The following is a 14,615-nucleotide window of genomic DNA, read 5'->3' as shown; positions in this document are numbered from 1 at the left end:
TGGGCGGACATCATGAATGAAGTTTTTCTCTCCTGACGTTATCTTCGCCTCGGCGGCGTTTGTGATGAAGTTTTTGTCCCTCGACGCCGTCTCGGACTCCGCGGCGTTCGCGAGCCGGCTGGGCGACCAAGGTGGCTGTTGACTTCCACCCGCGGAACTGCAATGTCTCTCGCTGCGCTTGCCCTTACCCACAGGAGACGTCGGATGTCGATGAGCAAGAAGCTGATGAGTGCCGTGTTGATGACCGTCGGCATTGGCTTTGCTGGAGCCGCGTGGGCCGCCGGCGGGACCGCAGACCTCCCCGCTTCCGTCGCCGAGAAGAAGGATTTCGGCTGCGGTGCAAAAGGACAGAAGGCCTGTCCGATGCAGGGCTGGATGAAGTCGGTGATGCAGTCGGCGACGACGAGCGGCGACGGCGCGAAGATCGCGGAGGCGCTGAAGTACGTGGCGGCGAGGCCGCCGAAGGGCATGGACAAGTGGGTCGCCATCTCGAACGAGGGCATCGAGAAGGCCAAGAAGGGCGACATCGACGGTGCCAAGGCGAGCTGCAAGGCCTGTCACGATCTGTACAAGACGAAGTACAAGGAGACGCTCCGCGACGCCCCCTTCTGAGGCGTTTCTCTCCTCTCTCGCTCTCTTCCCTCCCTCCGCTTTTCCTTCCGCGCGCCGAGAGCGCGCCTCCTTCGGGCCGCCGTGGCCGGTCGCGCCGGGGCTCGCCCGCCGATCTGCGGCGACGGCCACGAAGCCGGCCCGCGGCGACGGCCATGAGCCGACCCGCGGGCCAGAGCCCCCCGTTCGGTGCGCGCCAGATCAGCAGCCGCCGCCGGCAGCCGCGCAGATCTCCTTGGGCGTGAGCGTCCGGCCGAAGATGCGGAGGCTGTCGAGCAGCCCGTTGAACTCGTCTTCCCCCGACGGTTCGTCCGAGCCGATGTGAACGGGCTGTTCGCCGGAGGCGATCACCGGGCCAGAGGGGCTCCGGTCGACCTCGACGCCGTTCACGTAGAGGCTCTGCGTCTGGCCATCAGAGAGACAGGCGACGTGGGTCCACTGCCCGGGAACGATGGGGTAAGCCACGTTCCGCTCGACGCCCATGGTGCAGCGGATCTGTCCGCCCGGCATCAGGAAGAGCGAAGGCTTCCCGCCGCTGTCGATCACGGTGTATCGCCGCTTCTCCGGCAGCGAGGCGGGGTTGATCCAGACATCGATGGTCATCGCGGACGCGGTCCACGCGGCGTCGTGGTGGAAGTAGAGTTTGCTCCCCATCGTCAGCGAGAGCGCCTTGCCGGCCCGGCCAGGCACGTACTCCAGGCTGCGCGCCTTCTCTGGCGTGAAGTGATGCTGCGAGGCGTCGTCGGGGTTCCCCTCGAACGCGAAGCACGCGATCAGCGATGGCTCTGCCGCCCCGCACAGCGGCCGGGGAGCGCCACCTGGCTCTTCGCCCTGAGTTCCGCCGGGTTCTTCTGTCGGATCCCCGCCGGGTTCTTCGACCTGAGGGCCGCCGGGTTCTTCTGCCGGATCCCCGCCAGGTTCTTCCGCCGGACCGCCGCCAGGCTCTTCGGCGGGAGCGCCGCCCGGCTGTTCGACGGGAGCGCCGTCAGGCTGTCCTGCGGTGGCTCCACCGGGTTCTTCCGCCGGAGCGCCGCCAGGTCCTCCGGGTTGAGCTTCGAATTCACCTGACCCGCCTGTGCCTCTCGTTTCGAGGACGCAGCCCGGCAACGACAGGAGAAGCACGGCGACGCCGGCCAGGCGATGTGCAGATAGATGGGATTTGCAAAGCATGCTGCGTTTCCTGCGGGGCGCTCAGCGTAGCTCAGAACGCCGCTCGGTGTCACCGCGTCTCGCACGAAGGTTCGATTTGTGCCGGCGCGCGATACGTCGATGCAGTGAGAAGAAAAATGCATCGATGCAGTGAGAAGAAAAATGCACCACAGAGGCGCCGAAGAAGAGGCGCGGAGTGAGCGGCACAGAGGGAAATATCACCGACGGCGGCCAGAACCAGTGTGGCTGTCAGGGCGTGAGCATCCCGTGCAGGGCCGAGGGCGCGGGGCTCGCACCGCCGGTGCCGCTGCTGTGGCGCCGGGTCGCCAGCGCAACACCACACGACGCAGCTCGACGTGGCAACGGCGCTTTCCCGCGTCGACCCGTCGTGTCGCGGTGACAGCGACAGGCGAGGTGCCCAGGCCGGCGCCGCAGCCGGCGTCGCCTCAGCCCGGCTCCCGCCTGGCGCGGCGCGGATCGCCCGCTGCGGTCCTCCGCGCCTCCGGCTGGCAGGCCGGACAGTAGATCGCGTCGTGCCCGTGGACGCTCGCGCGACGGAGCTTGTCGCCGCAGCGCGGGCACGGCTGGCCCGGACGCCCGCGGACCTTGAGGAAGTCGCGCAGCCTCTCGTCCAGCGCAGGCGCGCGCCGAGCGATCGTCCGGGTCGCGTCGCCGAGGACATGAGCGATCGCCGTGTGCAGGCGGTCGGTCTCCTCCTCGGAGAGGCTCTGGACGGTCGCCTTCGGGTGGATCCTTGCCTCGAAGAGCACCTCGTCGGCGTACGAGTCTCCCATGGAGTCGAGCGCCGTCCCGTCCATCAAGAAGTCCTTGGCGAGGTCGCGCCGCCCGCGCGCGGCGGCGCGGAACGCCTCCTGCGTGAACACACGAGGATCGAGGACGTCCAGGCCGACGCGCTGGAGCCCGGGGATCTTGTCGAAATCGCCCCGCGCGAGCACGTGGACCTTGCTCATCTGCACGTCGTCTCGGACCCTGAGCTCGCGACCGTCCCCGAGGGTCAGCGAGAACGCGAGATCGGTCGGGATCCGCGTCTCTCCTGGGCGCGTGATCGAGAACCGCCCTGCCAGCATCGGGGAGATCACGAGATCGAGCGCGCGCGCCCCTTCGAGCTCGAAGACCACGGCGTGCGCCCGCCGCGCCACGCGCCGGATCTCGGCGCCCGGCAAGAGCGCGTCGAGGCGCTCCGCGAGCAGGACGTGCAGCACCACCGCGTTCTCGGCCCGCGCCGCGGACACGGTCGCGCCGGCGAGCTCGCGCGCGAGGATCGGGACGACGTACTCCAGGTCCGGGCGCTCGGGCACGGCTCCAGGATACAGATCTCGCCGCGAAGATCGCGCGACTTCGGGCGAGGCGCGAAAAAGAGGCCCGGCGCGAGGCAATCAGGCGCTGATCCGCGGTGACTCCTCGCCGAGCGCGGCCTCGCCGCTGTCGCCCCGCCTCGGCCGCTGCGCGCCCTGGATCACGAGATCCTCGCGCCGGGCGAGCGCGTACACGACGCGGATGCGCGCGGTCTTGAAGGCCCTCTCCGGCGCCGGGTTCAGGTGCACGACCCTGCGCTCGCCCTGCTGCGTGACATGGCTCGCGCCCCGGGGCTCGCGCTGCTGCGCGATGGGGCTCACGCCCCCGAGCTGGTCCTCCTTCGGCTCCTCGACCTCCAGCGCGATAGGGATCGCGCCCCGTGGCGCGAGCGCCGTCCGGATGTCGTCGAAGCGGAGCTCCTCGCCCGCCTGCCCCGCCCCGTCGGGCGGCGGCGCCTCGATGCGGACGAGGTCCTGCCCGCCCTCGCCGAGGAGCTCATCGTAAAGAGCCGTTACTCCCGGCACGAAGGCGCTGTGGACCATGAAGTAGTTCTTGATGCGCTCGGTGCTGACGAGGCTGACCCGCACGGCGAACCCGCACTTGTCGGGGGCAAGGAGGCTCCGGACGTGCTCGCCCTTCGCCACCGAGGAGAACTCCGCGAGCACATGCAGCGCGCTGCCGTGCGCGAGCTCCCGGCTCGCCAGCGCCCGCGCGAACCGGATGACCCGCATCGCCGTGCGCGCGTCGCGATCGAGCCCCTCGGGCTCGCTCAGGAACACCGCCGCGGAGAGCGGCGCGCCGCGCGCCGCGCAGCGCACCGCGAGCGAGGCGAGGTCGTGCCCGTGCTGCGTGTACACCGTCGCGCTGCCCCCGCGCGGGAGCGAGAGCATCGCCCCGTCCGAGCCCGGCGGCGCGCCGCCCGGGCCCGGCGTCACGCCGAGCGAGGCGAGCCGGTCGGCGAGCGGCATCCGCTCGTCCCCGCGCTCCCCGAGGACCAGCGTCACCTCGATGCCCGGCACGAACCTCGCGAGCGCGTGCAGCAGCGAGGGCAGCGCGGCGCTGTACCCGACGATGAGCACCCGCTCGATCTCGTTGAGGTGCAGCGAGAGCTTCGCCGCCCACGCCTGCGCCGCCGTCGCGCCGCCCGACGCCGCGGCGCGCTCGATCCCCCGCCCCCTGTAGAGCTCTCGCCCGTAGTCCAGGAGCGGCGCATACGTCGCCGATACGCCGATGAGCCCCCGGAGCCGCTGCGCCGGCACCCGGCCCGCCCGCGCGCCGAGCGCCCACGCCGGCGATCCCTCGGGCGGATCGAGCAGCGGATTCAGCCACGGCACGAGCCCCTCGACCGACACGAGCTTGCCCTCCTCGCGCTTCGGCACCGCCGCCTCGTTCCCGAGGAACACGCCCGCGAGGATCACCTGCTTCTCGTAGGCAGCGCGCGCCATGTCCGAGAACGAGAGCTCGTGCTTCGGCGCCTCGCCGAGCTTGCCGACGGCGCAGGCCGCCTCTTCGCCCAGGAAGATGTGCGTGTAGAACTCCGAGCCGTCCGCGGTCATGAGGTCGGTGTAGAGGGACTCCACGCCCGGTGTGAGCAGGTGCTGGCAGAGGAAGAAGCCGAGGAACCGCTGCATGTCGAGCGGATGTGTCCCGGGCCCGCCCACCGCCTGGATGAGGTCGCGGTTCTTGCTCTCCTGCACCTCGACGAACACGTGGCCGTGCGGGTTCTGCGCCCGGAACGAGGAGAGCGCCATGGCCGTCAGGGCGTCGGCGTCGGGCCCCGCGTCGGGCCGCGCGAGGATCAGCGCCCGCTTCGCCTCGGCGGCGCCCACGAGCTCGAGCGCCTCCGGCTGCGCGCTGTCCCCCTGGCGGTAGCTCACCCAGCGCATCCCCGGCGCGTAGAGGTAGGCAGGCGGTTCATCCTCGGTGCCGAGGAGCGCCATCCGCGGGAGCGCGTGGCGGGTCGGCGGGGGCCCGCGGCGGATGAGCCACTGCCAGAGCTCCGAGAGCCGGATGCTCCGGAGCGCGCGGTGGCGCTCGTACAGCCGGACGAACTCCTGCACCAGCATCTCCGCCTCGTGCACCGGGCCGATCACGAGCGCGTGCCCCGCGTAGCGGACCGGCCGCCGCCGCGCCGCGCGCACGACCTGATCGACCACGTTGGCGCCGATGCCGATGATGAACGACGTGATGAAGACGCCCACCATGGTGAGGCCGAGCGAGACGACGGCCACGACGGGGTGCACCCGGAGGTTCTCGACGAGGTTGTCGGCGCTCTCGATCTGCCGGAAAGACCACCAGATCCGGTCGACGAAGGTGGTGTCCGGGGTCGGGCCGCTGCCATCGTAGTCGTGCGTGATCGCGAGGTGGCTGAGCAGCACGGAGGCGCCGAACGCGAGCCCCCAGACGGCCAGCGTGACGAGCCCGAACTGCTCGAGCAGCTCGCGCCGCGTCATGATCGCGTAGAGGTCGATCGCGATCTCGCGCGTGAAGCGCAGGAGCAGGAAGAGCCGCGAGAGCCGCAGCATGGGGAGGGCGTGGGCGGCGTGCGCGTCGAGGATCCGCTCGAGCGGCAGGAAGCTGATCCAGGCGATGATGTCGAAGGCGAAGAGGAGCACGTCGAGGCGCGACCGCCCGTCCCCGCGCTGGCGGAGGAGGACGGCCCGGAAGAGGAGCTCGACGCCGAAGATCGCCAGGAAATACGGGCGGAGCTGCTCGTCGAGGCCCTGGATGGGCAGGACCGAGACGAGGATCAGGAGCGAGATCGCGGCCTTGACGGGGCGGGTCTCCAGCCCGCCGGCGAGGCGGTGGAGCAGGGGCAGGCGGGGCGCCATGGGCGGCAAGGATAGGCGACCTCGCGCGCGGCTGCTGTAAGCTCCCCGGGTGCCAGCCCCCCGCTCGTTCGACGAGAAGCGCGCGAGGATCGCGGCCCTCGCGGAGGCGCCGCCCGCGCAAGCGGCGGCCGAGCTGCGCCGCCTCGTCGCGGACCGGAACGGGTACCTGGTCGGCGAGGCCGCGGCGATGGCGGGGCGCCTCGCGCTGCGGGAGCTCGTGCCGGATCTGGTGGGGGCATTCCCGCGGCTGCTCGAGGAGCCGCTCAAGAGCGACAAGGGTTGCTCCGGCAAGAACCGCGTCGTCGAGGCGCTGCTCGCGTTCGACGCGCACGAGCCGGACACCTACCTGGCGGGGCTGCGCCACGTGCAGCTCGAGCCGGCGTTCGGGCAGCCGATCGACACGGCCGCTGGGCTGCGCGGGCTGTGCGCCCACGCGCTGGTCCACGTCGGCCACCGCGATGCGCTGCTCGAGGTCGCGCCGCTGCTCGCCGATCGCGAGCCGGTCACGCGCGCGGAGGCCGCTGCGGCGCTCGGCAACTCCGGCCTCGACGCGGCGGCGGCGGCGCTCCATGTGAAGGCGCTCTCCGGCGATCCGGAGCCGGACGTGCTCGGCGCCTGCTACAGGGGGCTCCTGCGGCTGCTCCCGGGGCGGTACCTCGGCTTCGTGGCGAAGGTGCTGCAGCAAGGCGACGACGGCGCTGCGGAGGCGGCGGCGCTCGCGCTGGGTGAATCGCGCCTGCCCGAGGCGCTGCCGATCTTGCAGGCCGAGCTCGCCGGGGCGGCGCGCGCGGGCCGGCTGCGCGACAGCGTGCTGCTCGGGATGGCGCTGCTGCGCACGGACGCGGCGAACGACGCGCTCGTGGCGCTCGTCGAGGAGGGGGCGGAGGTGCACGCGATCGCGGCGCTGAGCGCGCTCGCGCTGCACCGGCACGACGCGCCGCTCGTGGAGCGGGTGCGGGAGGCCGTGATGGGGCGGAGATCGAAGAAGCTCGCGGCGGTGTTCGCGGAGAAGATCGACGGCGGGTGACCGGACGGCGGCGCGGCGAAGCGAGGCCGAGGGCGCGCGACGTCCGCCCGAGCCGAGGTCGGGTCCGGGCTCAGAAGGCGAGAGGGCGGGCGCCGCGATGGCCAGGCGACGGACGGCCGCGCCTCACGTCGCCGGCGGGGTCCACTGACGTACGGTCGGACGAGCGAAGGTGTAAAGGGCGTCGATGGTGCGACGTGGAGGAGCTCGACGGTAAGTCGCGCGGTGGATCGACCACGCGTGGAAGATGCATGCGTCTCCGGCGCGCAAGGCGACGCGCGCGGCGTTCGGCATGTCCGGCGCGGTCCGATCGGCGCCCCTGCGGATCCGGAGCTCGTCCGGCGTGTCCCAGCGGGCGTGGGACCCGGGGACGATCTCGAGCCGATCGTCGTCTTCCAGCGCCACCCTGAAGTGGACCGATGTCGTCGTCGCGACGATCGCGCGCTCGATCTCTGGATCGGATTGGCCGAACTGGCTGTCTCGGTGCCAGTCCCCGTCCCAGTCGCGCCTTGTCTGCTCGTGGTAGTAATGCGCGTCCTTCAGGCGCGGGGCGCCTTCCTCTCCCGGACGCGAGAGGCCGGCGAGCAGCTCGCAGACGCGCCAGGAGCCGACGAACGTGGAGATGAGCTCCAGCGCGCAGGGATCGTCCTGAAAGCAGGTCGCGCCGTCCGTGAGGAGCGATATCCTGGGGGTCGAGTGACCCGTCTCCCGGGAGAGCGCTCGTGTGCGGAGGAGCGCGGCGTCGCACGCGCGGCGGAGCTCGGCGCGCTCGGCGATGTCAAGGAAAGCGCGCGCGATGAAGAGGCCTTGCGCGCGAAAGGCATTGATTCGATCTCTCGTTGACGTGCTCATGATGACCTCGCGACACTCGGGATCGCGGAGATCACTCAATGGATGGCCCGAGGCCCACGCATCGCCAGGGCGACGAGGGGGCTCTGGGGGAACGGCCGCAGGCGATGACGGCTCGAGACGACGAGACACGCGAGCCGCCCGGCGATCTCGAAGGTCGCGAGCGCGGCGGGCGCGCCGAAGTAATCGATCGGCACGAGATCGACGTTCCGCGCCGCCTTCGGCGTGGAACGCTCGTCGAGGATCTGCGCGAGCGCCTTCTGGTAGCTCTCGCCGGTCCGGGACATCCTGGCGCGGACGTCGGCGCGCAGCTTCTTGTGGTGGTGGCGGTTCCCCATCGGCCCTGTCCAGGTGATCTGCCGAGATCGGTCCTTGTCGGCCGGCACCGACGGAAGAGCGGCAGCATCACGAGCGAAGACCGCCGAAGGGCAGCGCCCTCTTCGCCCCTCGCGGAGCCGTGCCGGCGGCGAGCGAGGTGCCGGGCTCGGAGAGGCCCGTGAGGCGAAGTGTTCGCGGGAGCACGGCCGCTGTCAAGCAGGCACCAGAGGGCCCGCGCCGGGTGGGGCCGTCGGCGCTGCGGTTCGCTGCTCAGCGCTGCGCCTCGCTGACGGGGTGCTCGGGGCCGGGGCGCCCGTCAGCCAGCGTCTCTCGGAGGCGCTCCTGCGTCAGCCCCGGGCTGCTCGACAGCCTGGTATCCGCGTGGGGATCGTCCGATCGGGCTACCGACTCCGCATGGGCGGTCTCGGGGCGCGCCTCGCTCAAGGGGTGGCGGCTGCCGGGTCGCCCCGTTGCGAGCGTCGAGCCCTGGCCGATGTCGGGTGGAGACGCCGCGTGCGCCGGCCGCGGCGGGGGCGCTCCGGCCGAGCGAGGCGCGAAGAGGTCCGCCCAGTCCGGCAGGTGCCGCTGGAGCCGCAGGCGCTCGGCCTCGGGCAGCGCCTCGCCGATGACCTGGCACACGGCCTGGGCGTGCTCCATGCCAAAGCCGCGCGGCGCGCCCTCGCGGCGGGCGATGCGGTCGTAGAGTTCGTCGCGATCGAAGTCGCCCTGGTACGTGGCGCCCCGCACTGCTGCGGCGACCGGGCCCGGCAGTCCACCGGCGACCGGGGCCGCCTCCTCCGGGAGCAGCCGCTCGCCGAGCGTCCGTGCTGTCACGGCGATCGCACGCTCGGCCTCGTCTCGGCCCTCGAGGCCGGCGCGGCGCTGCACCTCCTCGACGAAGCGGTCGTAATCCATGCGGGGCCTCCTTCCGGAGATGGTCCATTGCGAGACCCGTGCCAGGCGCCTGCGCAGGGTGAAGGGTACGGGCGACCTCGCGGGCGACCTCAACCTGGGTCGGAGCGGCGACCTCAACCTGGGTCGGAGCGGCGACCTCAACCTGGGTCGGAGCGGCGACCTCAACCTGGGTCGGAGCGGCGGCGACCTCGGATAGTGTCGTGATCTCGGCAAGATCGATCCCGAGCGAGACGATGGTCTGGGCGACGCTCGGCCGGATCCACCCCCGATGGAATGGCTAGCCCTCGCCGACGCGGCCCGCGCGCACCTTGAGCTGCATCCGCAGCGCCTCGACCACGTGATCGCGCAGCGCGACGGTCTTCCTCGGCAAGTGCTGGCCGCTCGGGAACACGAGGAAGACGCCGCCCGTCGGCGCCGTCCAGCGCGGCAGCACGCGGACGAGCGCTCCAGCGAGCACGTCCTGCTGGACGAGGAAGGTCGGGAGCAGGCCGATCCCACCGCCGTTGCGCACCACCTCGCGCGCGAAGAACCCGTCGTTCGCGAGCCACCGGACACGGAGCCGCGCGCGGGCGCGCGACACCTCGTCTCGCCCGAACGGGCTCGTCTTGATGAGCGCCACGCAATCGTGCGCCGCGAGATCGTCCAGCGTCCTCGGCGTCCCCCGCGCGGCCAGGTACGCGGGCGAGGCGTAAAATTGCAGGTGCAGCTCGCCCACCTTGCACGCGACCAGCGTCGAGTCTCGCGGCTTCTTCGCGAAGAACCGGAACGCGACGTCGTACCCCTCTTTCACCAGATCCACCGGCTGCGTCGACAGGTGCATCTCGACCGTGATGCGCGGGTAGCGGCGGCAGAAGGCGGCGAGGATCTCCGCCAGCACCTCGGTTGCGAAGTCCGCCGTCGCCGTGAGCCGCAGCGTGCCTGACGGCTCGTCCTCGAGCTCCGGGAGGCCCTCGATCGCCTCCGTCAGCGCCTTGAGCCGCGAACCGAGGCGGTCCACCAGCGCCTGCCCGGCCGTCGTCAGCGCCACGCTGCGCGTCGTCCGCTGCAAGAGACGCACGCCGAGCGACGCCTCCAGCGACGCGACGCCCCGGCTGACCGTCGACTTGGGCACCCCGAGCCGGCGCGCCGCCTCCGTGAAGCTCGCCGTCTCGGCGACCGCCGCGAAGACGGAGAGGTGGTTCAGATCCATTGTTCCCATTTCGGCACACAGTAGCTCAAATATGCGTGTTGCACCAGATTCGAAACAGAGTCAAACATCCGCTCAACCTCGTCACAAGGAGCTCTCATCATGTCTCAGCCTCTCCTCGTCACCGGCGCCAACGGCCAGCTCGGGCGGCGCGTCGTCGATCTCTTGCTCGCGCAGGGCGCAGGGCCGCTCCTCGTCACGACCCGGCACCCGGAGAAGCTCGGCGAGCTCCGCGCCCGCGGCGTCGAGGTGCGGCGCGCAGACTTCGATGCTCCCGCCTCGCTCGCGGAGGCGTTCACGGGAGCGGCGCGTCTCTTGCTCATCAGCACCGACGCGCTGGACCGCCCGGGCCGGCGCATCGCGCAGCACCGGAGCGCGCTCGAGGCCGCTGCGAAGGCGGGTGTGCGGCACGTGGTCTACACGTCGCTGACCAACCCCGGGCCGGGCTCGCCGATCACGATCGCGCCCGACCACCAGGCCACCGAGGACGCCCTCGCGGAGAGCGGGCTCGGCGCGACCGTCCTGCGCAACAACCTCTATACGGACTTCCTCGTGGCCTCGCTGAGGCGCGCGCTTGCGACGGGCCAGCTCGTCGCTGCGGCCGGCGACGGCAAGGCCGGGTACGTCACGCGCGAGGACTGCGCCCGCGCCGCGGCCGCGGCGCTGGCCGCCGATTTCGACGGCAAGCGCGTGCTCGATATCACCGGACCTGCGGCCGTGTCCCAGCGCGAGCTCGCGCAGATCGCCTCGGCCGTCACAGGCAAGTCGATCGACTACGTCCCCGTGCCGGGCGACGCGCTGGAGCAAGGCATGCAGAAGGCCGGGATCCCCGCGGCTATGGCCACGCTGCTCACCTCCTTCGACGAGGCGATCGCCCGCGGAACGCTGGATGTGACCACGAGGGCGGTGGAGGAGCTCACCGGCAAGCCCGCGGAGGACGTGCGGAGCTACCTCGCGCGCCACCGGGCAGCGCTGCTCGCGCCGGTCGAGGCCTGATCAGGCGGGAACACCGATGGCGAGCGTGTAGACGACAGGCTCGTTCACTCCAGCCATTCCGAGGAGCGAGCCAGAAGGCAAGCACGCGCAACCTCCTGCGCGATCGAGCAAAGCCTCACCGATGCGCTGCGCGCTTGGTGGCAGACGCGCTTGCGTCAGCCAGGATCGCCAACCTACGCCGCGGCGCGAGCCAGATGGGCGAGCACCTCGCGCTCTTGCGCCTCGCCCCCTGAGACCGGCAGCGAGAGCGCCTCCTCGGCCTCGGCGTGCCCGCCGCTGCCGAACGGGCGAACGGCCCCAGGGTGAGCGCAGCGCAGTCTGATTCGCAAATTTCCTGAAATTGGACGCAAAACTCCCTTACGCTGGCCTCCCGGGATCTGCCTGAAGGAGGAATGTTCATGCGTCGATGGTCCGTTCTGCTGTGCGCTTCAGCTGTCGTTGCATGTGGTTCGGGAGACGGCTCGCCGGGATACGACTCGTCGGGCGGCGGCGGCATCAGCTCCGGGGAAGGCGGAAGCGGGGGGGACGGAGGGAACGGCGAAAACGGCGGGCTCCCTCCCGCATTTCGCTATGGCGCGAACCTCGGCCATCGCAACGCGGACTGGGGCGACGACAAGGAGGCCACGCTCGCGGCGCTCGCGGGGGTCCGCAGCCTCCGCATCAAGCTGCCCGCCGCCCATTTCGCGAGGTGGGGATACGAGATCGAGGTCGGGGACATTCAATCATATGCGTCCCTGGGCATGGGGGATCACATCGGATTTCTCATCGGCTCTGAGTCGGTCGATCTGACGGTGGCGCCGGCCAACGCGGAGGACTGGCAGAACGAGTACTATATCCCAAAGAGCCTTTACGAGCCGATCTTCTCGGCCGACGGAACGGTGAATCAGGGCAACACGTGGGCCTCTTACGTGTATCGGACCGTCGACACCTACAAGCCCTGGGTCAAGCTGTGGCACGTATGGAACGAGCCCGATTGGGTGGCCGACTGGCACGTCACCGAGACATGGAAGACCGAACCGCCGAAGGCCGCCGATCTCCCCCGGTTCAACGGATCAATATTTGACTATATACGAATGCTACGCGTCACGAAGGAGGCCGCGCGCAAGGCAGATCCGGATGCGCGGATCGCTACGGGGGGCATCGGATACCCCTCGTTCCTCTCGGCGATCCTGCGCTACACCGACAACCCCGACGGCGGCGCGGTCACGCCAGATTACCCGGAGAAGGGCGGCGCCTACATCGACGTGCTCGATTTTCACTATTACCCGATCTTCAGCCCGAAGAGCTCGGATGCGTCCGTCGACGATTTCCTCGCGTCGAAAGATGCGTTCGCCGCGACGCTCGCCGACGGTGGGGCGGAAGTGCAGAGGTGGAATGTCTCGGAGAACGGCGCGCCGCTCGCGCCGACGCCGGAGTACCCGGAGGTTGGGAGCCCGGAGTACGCGCGGAATTACCTCATCAAGATGATGATCATGGCGCAGGCGCACGGCATCGGCGGCGTCGACTGGTTCATTCTATCGAACGGCGAGGACGGGAGCGACGACGTGTTCGCGCACATGGGACTCTACAACGACATCGGCGCCCTCGCCAGCGTGGATCAGGCGACCAAGACCGACCTCGGCAAGGCGTACACCACCCTCAACGAGGTGCTCTTCGGCGCGTCCTACGATGACCGTGCGACAAGGGAGCTCGCGCTGCCGGGGGGCGCTCGCGGCGCCGTGTTCACGAAGGACGGCAAGCGCCGGATCGCCCTCTGGGCCGTGACGGCGAGCAGCACGGAGGAGGCGTCCGCGAGCGTCGAGCTGGCGACGGCGACGGGGTTCGAGGTCCATGCGTGGGACGGCGCGAAGACCTCCGCCGACGCGAGCGGCGGCAGGGTGACGCTCGCCCTCTCCGGCAGCCCGGTGCTGCTGATCGAGCGGTGATGCCCTGCTGGCGACCCGACCCAGGTTGTCGGGCGACCAGGCGACCCGACCCAGGTTGTCGTGAGCTGGCGCGAAGACCTCCGACCCGACGACCCGACCCAGGTTGCGTCCTACCCGACCCTAGACCGGGGTTGAGCTGCGATAGCAACGTGCTCGATCCCCGGTTAGACAAGCTTGATGCCAAGCTGTGCTTTTCGCTACACTGGTTTTCCGACACGAGATTCCCGGCCCGTTTACACGACGCAGCTCGCAACCCCTTCGGATCCGCTCCTACGCATTCGGGACGGCATCGCCCCTGCACATCCCATTGCGCACACCACCGCACAACGATGTGCCGACCGCACCGCCAACCCCAGAGGGACGCGTCCCACGACAAGGCGCTGATGCCTCGCCCGTCGCCCAGCCTCCCCGCCAACGCCGCTGCTAGGGCTCTACACCGTGAGCACAACGTCGGCCACGCTGGCGCCGTGAAACGTGCGCATCCACCACGTCCCCGCGGGGAATACAGCGCTGCGCACGCCGGCACGCCATCGCTCGAGTGCCGCACGGTACGACGCTCGAAACGCACGCACAGCGGCACCTGCGATTCGCCACGCGTCCCCCTGATTGCGACCAACCGCAAACGTCGGATTGCCGTCGCGCAGCGGCTCGAAGCTCGTCACGCGCTCGTAAGGGGACACCCTGCTGGCTCTCTCGGCGCCCAAGAAGCGAAGTCCTCGCCGCTGCACCTCCGCGCGGGCCCGCGCTTCCTGTCGCTCGAGCTCGGCAGAGACGTCCTGGCGAAAGCCCTCCGCGCTTTCCTGCTCAATGGCCGGCGGCAGCGCGAGTGAGACCGTCACCTCCTCGGGCCACTGGGGGTTTTCCGGGTCGAGATACACCGAAGGCCGTGCCGCGCGCAGCACGCCGCGACCGAGCTCGTCTACATCCACCTTGGCGCCCGGCCACTCGCGAGCATGCTGCACCAAGCCAGCGGCGACGGGATTCGCCATGACATAAGCAATCTTCTCCACCACCGCCGCGCGCGTGAGCAGCCGCACCACGCTCGTGGCCTCGTGGTCCCACACGGGGCCTTCCCACCCGCGTAGCACCTTCGTGCCAAGCGCGACGATGCGATGGAAGAATTGCAAGAACCGCGGCAGGACGCCCCTCGAGTCGGTCACGACCAGGTGCAGATGCGTTGACATGGCGCAGAGCGCATGGACCTCGATGCCGTAACGGCGGGTCGACACCGCGAGGACGTAGACCAGGAGCCGGGTGATTGCCGCATCCGGGCGGAAGAGCAGGTGCCGGCGCAGGACGCGACGGGTGATGAGGTACGTGGCTCCGGCAGCGATCTCGCGGGGCTGGCTCATGACAGGTACACCATGACAAGCTTTGTGCCACGGGTTTTCGTCAATCATTTCGCTGCTCGACCAAGCTTCGTGGGTGGCGGCCGCCTGGCGGTCCGCCACCTGAGCTGGAGCCGTCGCCTACTCCAGCCTGACCTGGGTTGCCGT

14 protein-coding genes are annotated in these 14,615 nt (G+C 70.4%); 5 read left to right on the top strand and 9 right to left on the bottom strand.

What is annotated here, in order from left to right:
- Positions 1–210 precede the first annotated feature (210 nt).
- Positions 211–612: a hypothetical protein gene (locus WMF19_RS39865; RefSeq protein WP_437895148.1), complete on the top strand. Its 402-nt coding sequence runs from the start codon at positions 211–213 to the stop codon at positions 610–612.
- 198 nt (positions 613–810) lie between these two features.
- Here the strand turns inward: WMF19_RS39865 and WMF19_RS39860 are convergent, their stop codons facing one another.
- The 4 genes from WMF19_RS39860 to WMF19_RS39845 all read right to left on the bottom strand — a co-directional run bounded on the left by WMF19_RS39860 (position 811) and on the right by WMF19_RS39845 (position 5,906).
- Positions 811–1,299: a LamG domain-containing protein gene (locus WMF19_RS39860; protein ID WP_437895146.1), complete on the bottom strand. Its 489-nt coding sequence runs from the start codon at positions 1,297–1,299 to the stop codon at positions 811–813.
- 83 nt (positions 1,300–1,382) lie between these two features.
- The gene (locus WMF19_RS39855; RefSeq protein ID WP_437895144.1) at positions 1,383–1,673 is read right to left on the bottom strand and encodes a hypothetical protein; all 291 of its coding nucleotides are present in this window, start codon (positions 1,671–1,673) and stop codon (positions 1,383–1,385) included.
- A 531-nt stretch (positions 1,674–2,204) separates the two neighbouring features.
- Positions 2,205–3,077, bottom strand: a complete 873-nt coding sequence (locus WMF19_RS39850) for a DNA-formamidopyrimidine glycosylase family protein (RefSeq protein ID WP_272103966.1) — start codon at positions 3,075–3,077, stop codon at positions 2,205–2,207.
- A gap of 78 nt (positions 3,078–3,155) precedes the next feature.
- Positions 3,156–5,906 (bottom strand): hypothetical protein, encoded by a 2,751-nt coding sequence (locus tag WMF19_RS39845; protein WP_437895142.1) that lies wholly within the window; start codon positions 5,904–5,906, stop codon positions 3,156–3,158.
- Positions 5,907–5,955: 49 nt separating this feature from the next.
- Here WMF19_RS39845 and WMF19_RS39840 point away from each other — a divergent pair, with 49 nt between their 5' ends.
- Complete coding sequence (locus tag WMF19_RS39840) at positions 5,956–6,933, top strand: hypothetical protein (protein ID WP_437895140.1); 978 nt, start codon at positions 5,956–5,958, stop codon at positions 6,931–6,933.
- Positions 6,934–7,056: 123 nt separating this feature from the next.
- Here the strand turns inward: WMF19_RS39840 and WMF19_RS39835 are convergent, their stop codons facing one another.
- From WMF19_RS39835 to WMF19_RS39825, 3 genes are all read right to left on the bottom strand, one after another.
- Positions 7,057–7,782, bottom strand: a complete 726-nt coding sequence (locus tag WMF19_RS39835; RefSeq protein ID WP_437895138.1) for a phytanoyl-CoA dioxygenase family protein — start codon at positions 7,780–7,782, stop codon at positions 7,057–7,059.
- A 35-nt stretch (positions 7,783–7,817) separates the two neighbouring features.
- Positions 7,818–8,117: a hypothetical protein gene (locus WMF19_RS39830; RefSeq protein ID WP_437895136.1), complete on the bottom strand. Its 300-nt coding sequence runs from the start codon at positions 8,115–8,117 to the stop codon at positions 7,818–7,820.
- A 250-nt stretch (positions 8,118–8,367) separates the two neighbouring features.
- Complete coding sequence (locus WMF19_RS39825) at positions 8,368–9,012, bottom strand: DUF2267 domain-containing protein (RefSeq protein ID WP_437895134.1); 645 nt, start codon at positions 9,010–9,012, stop codon at positions 8,368–8,370.
- Between WMF19_RS39825 and WMF19_RS39820 the strand changes: the two genes are divergently transcribed.
- On the top strand, positions 9,011–9,208 hold the full coding sequence (locus tag WMF19_RS39820; protein WP_437895132.1) for a hypothetical protein: 198 nt from the start codon (positions 9,011–9,013) through the stop codon (positions 9,206–9,208). The genes WMF19_RS39825 and WMF19_RS39820 overlap by 2 nt on opposite strands.
- A gap of 81 nt (positions 9,209–9,289) precedes the next feature.
- Here WMF19_RS39820 and WMF19_RS39815 read toward each other — a convergent pair whose 3' ends face one another.
- A complete protein-coding gene (locus WMF19_RS39815) occupies positions 9,290–10,210 on the bottom strand; it encodes a LysR substrate-binding domain-containing protein (protein ID WP_437895130.1) in 921 nt (306 codons plus the stop codon).
- Between the two features lie 90 nt (positions 10,211–10,300).
- On the opposite strand from WMF19_RS39815, the gene WMF19_RS39810 reads away from it, so the two are divergent.
- Together WMF19_RS39810 and WMF19_RS39805 are read left to right on the top strand one after the other, a co-directional pair.
- Positions 10,301–11,194, top strand: coding sequence for an SDR family oxidoreductase (locus WMF19_RS39810; protein WP_437895128.1), 894 nt, complete (start codon positions 10,301–10,303; stop codon positions 11,192–11,194).
- Between the two features lie 398 nt (positions 11,195–11,592).
- Positions 11,593–13,119, top strand: a complete 1,527-nt coding sequence (locus tag WMF19_RS39805; protein ID WP_437895126.1) for a hypothetical protein — start codon at positions 11,593–11,595, stop codon at positions 13,117–13,119.
- Between the two features lie 431 nt (positions 13,120–13,550).
- Here WMF19_RS39805 and WMF19_RS39800 read toward each other — a convergent pair whose 3' ends face one another.
- On the bottom strand, positions 13,551–14,471 hold the full coding sequence (locus tag WMF19_RS39800) for a transposase (protein ID WP_437895124.1): 921 nt from the start codon (positions 14,469–14,471) through the stop codon (positions 13,551–13,553).
- Positions 14,472–14,615: the final 144 nt, after the last annotated feature.

Source organism: Sorangium sp. So ce124 (assembly GCF_051525235.1).
In the GTDB taxonomy this organism is placed as follows: domain Bacteria; phylum Myxococcota_A; class Polyangia; order Polyangiales; family Polyangiaceae; genus Sorangium; species Sorangium atrum.
Note: the sequence above shows the minus strand (reverse complement) of the source record. Positions and strands in the feature narration are given on the sequence as shown.

Bases quoted from the DNA above. Each gene is read 5' to 3' on its own strand.
- WMF19_RS39835 (WP_437895138.1), bottom strand. From the start codon at position 7,782: ATGAGCACGTCAACGAGAGATCGAATCAATGCCTTTCGCGCGCAAGGC.
- WMF19_RS39825 (WP_437895134.1), bottom strand. From the start codon at position 9,012: ATGGATTACGACCGCTTCGTCGAGGAGGTGCAGCGCCGCGCCGGCCTC.
- WMF19_RS39865 (WP_437895148.1), top strand. From the start codon at position 211: ATGAGCAAGAAGCTGATGAGTGCCGTGTTGATGACCGTCGGCATTGGC.
- WMF19_RS39820 (WP_437895132.1), top strand. From the start codon at position 9,011: ATGCGGGGCCTCCTTCCGGAGATGGTCCATTGCGAGACCCGTGCCAGG.
- WMF19_RS39810 (WP_437895128.1), top strand. From the start codon at position 10,301: ATGTCTCAGCCTCTCCTCGTCACCGGCGCCAACGGCCAGCTCGGGCGG.
- WMF19_RS39805 (WP_437895126.1), top strand. From the start codon at position 11,593: ATGCGTCGATGGTCCGTTCTGCTGTGCGCTTCAGCTGTCGTTGCATGT.
- WMF19_RS39845 (WP_437895142.1), bottom strand. From the start codon at position 5,906: ATGGCGCCCCGCCTGCCCCTGCTCCACCGCCTCGCCGGCGGGCTGGAG.
- WMF19_RS39815 (WP_437895130.1), bottom strand. From the start codon at position 10,210: ATGGGAACAATGGATCTGAACCACCTCTCCGTCTTCGCGGCGGTCGCC.
- WMF19_RS39830 (WP_437895136.1), bottom strand. From the start codon at position 8,117: ATGGGGAACCGCCACCACCACAAGAAGCTGCGCGCCGACGTCCGCGCC.
- WMF19_RS39800 (WP_437895124.1), bottom strand. From the start codon at position 14,471: ATGAGCCAGCCCCGCGAGATCGCTGCCGGAGCCACGTACCTCATCACC.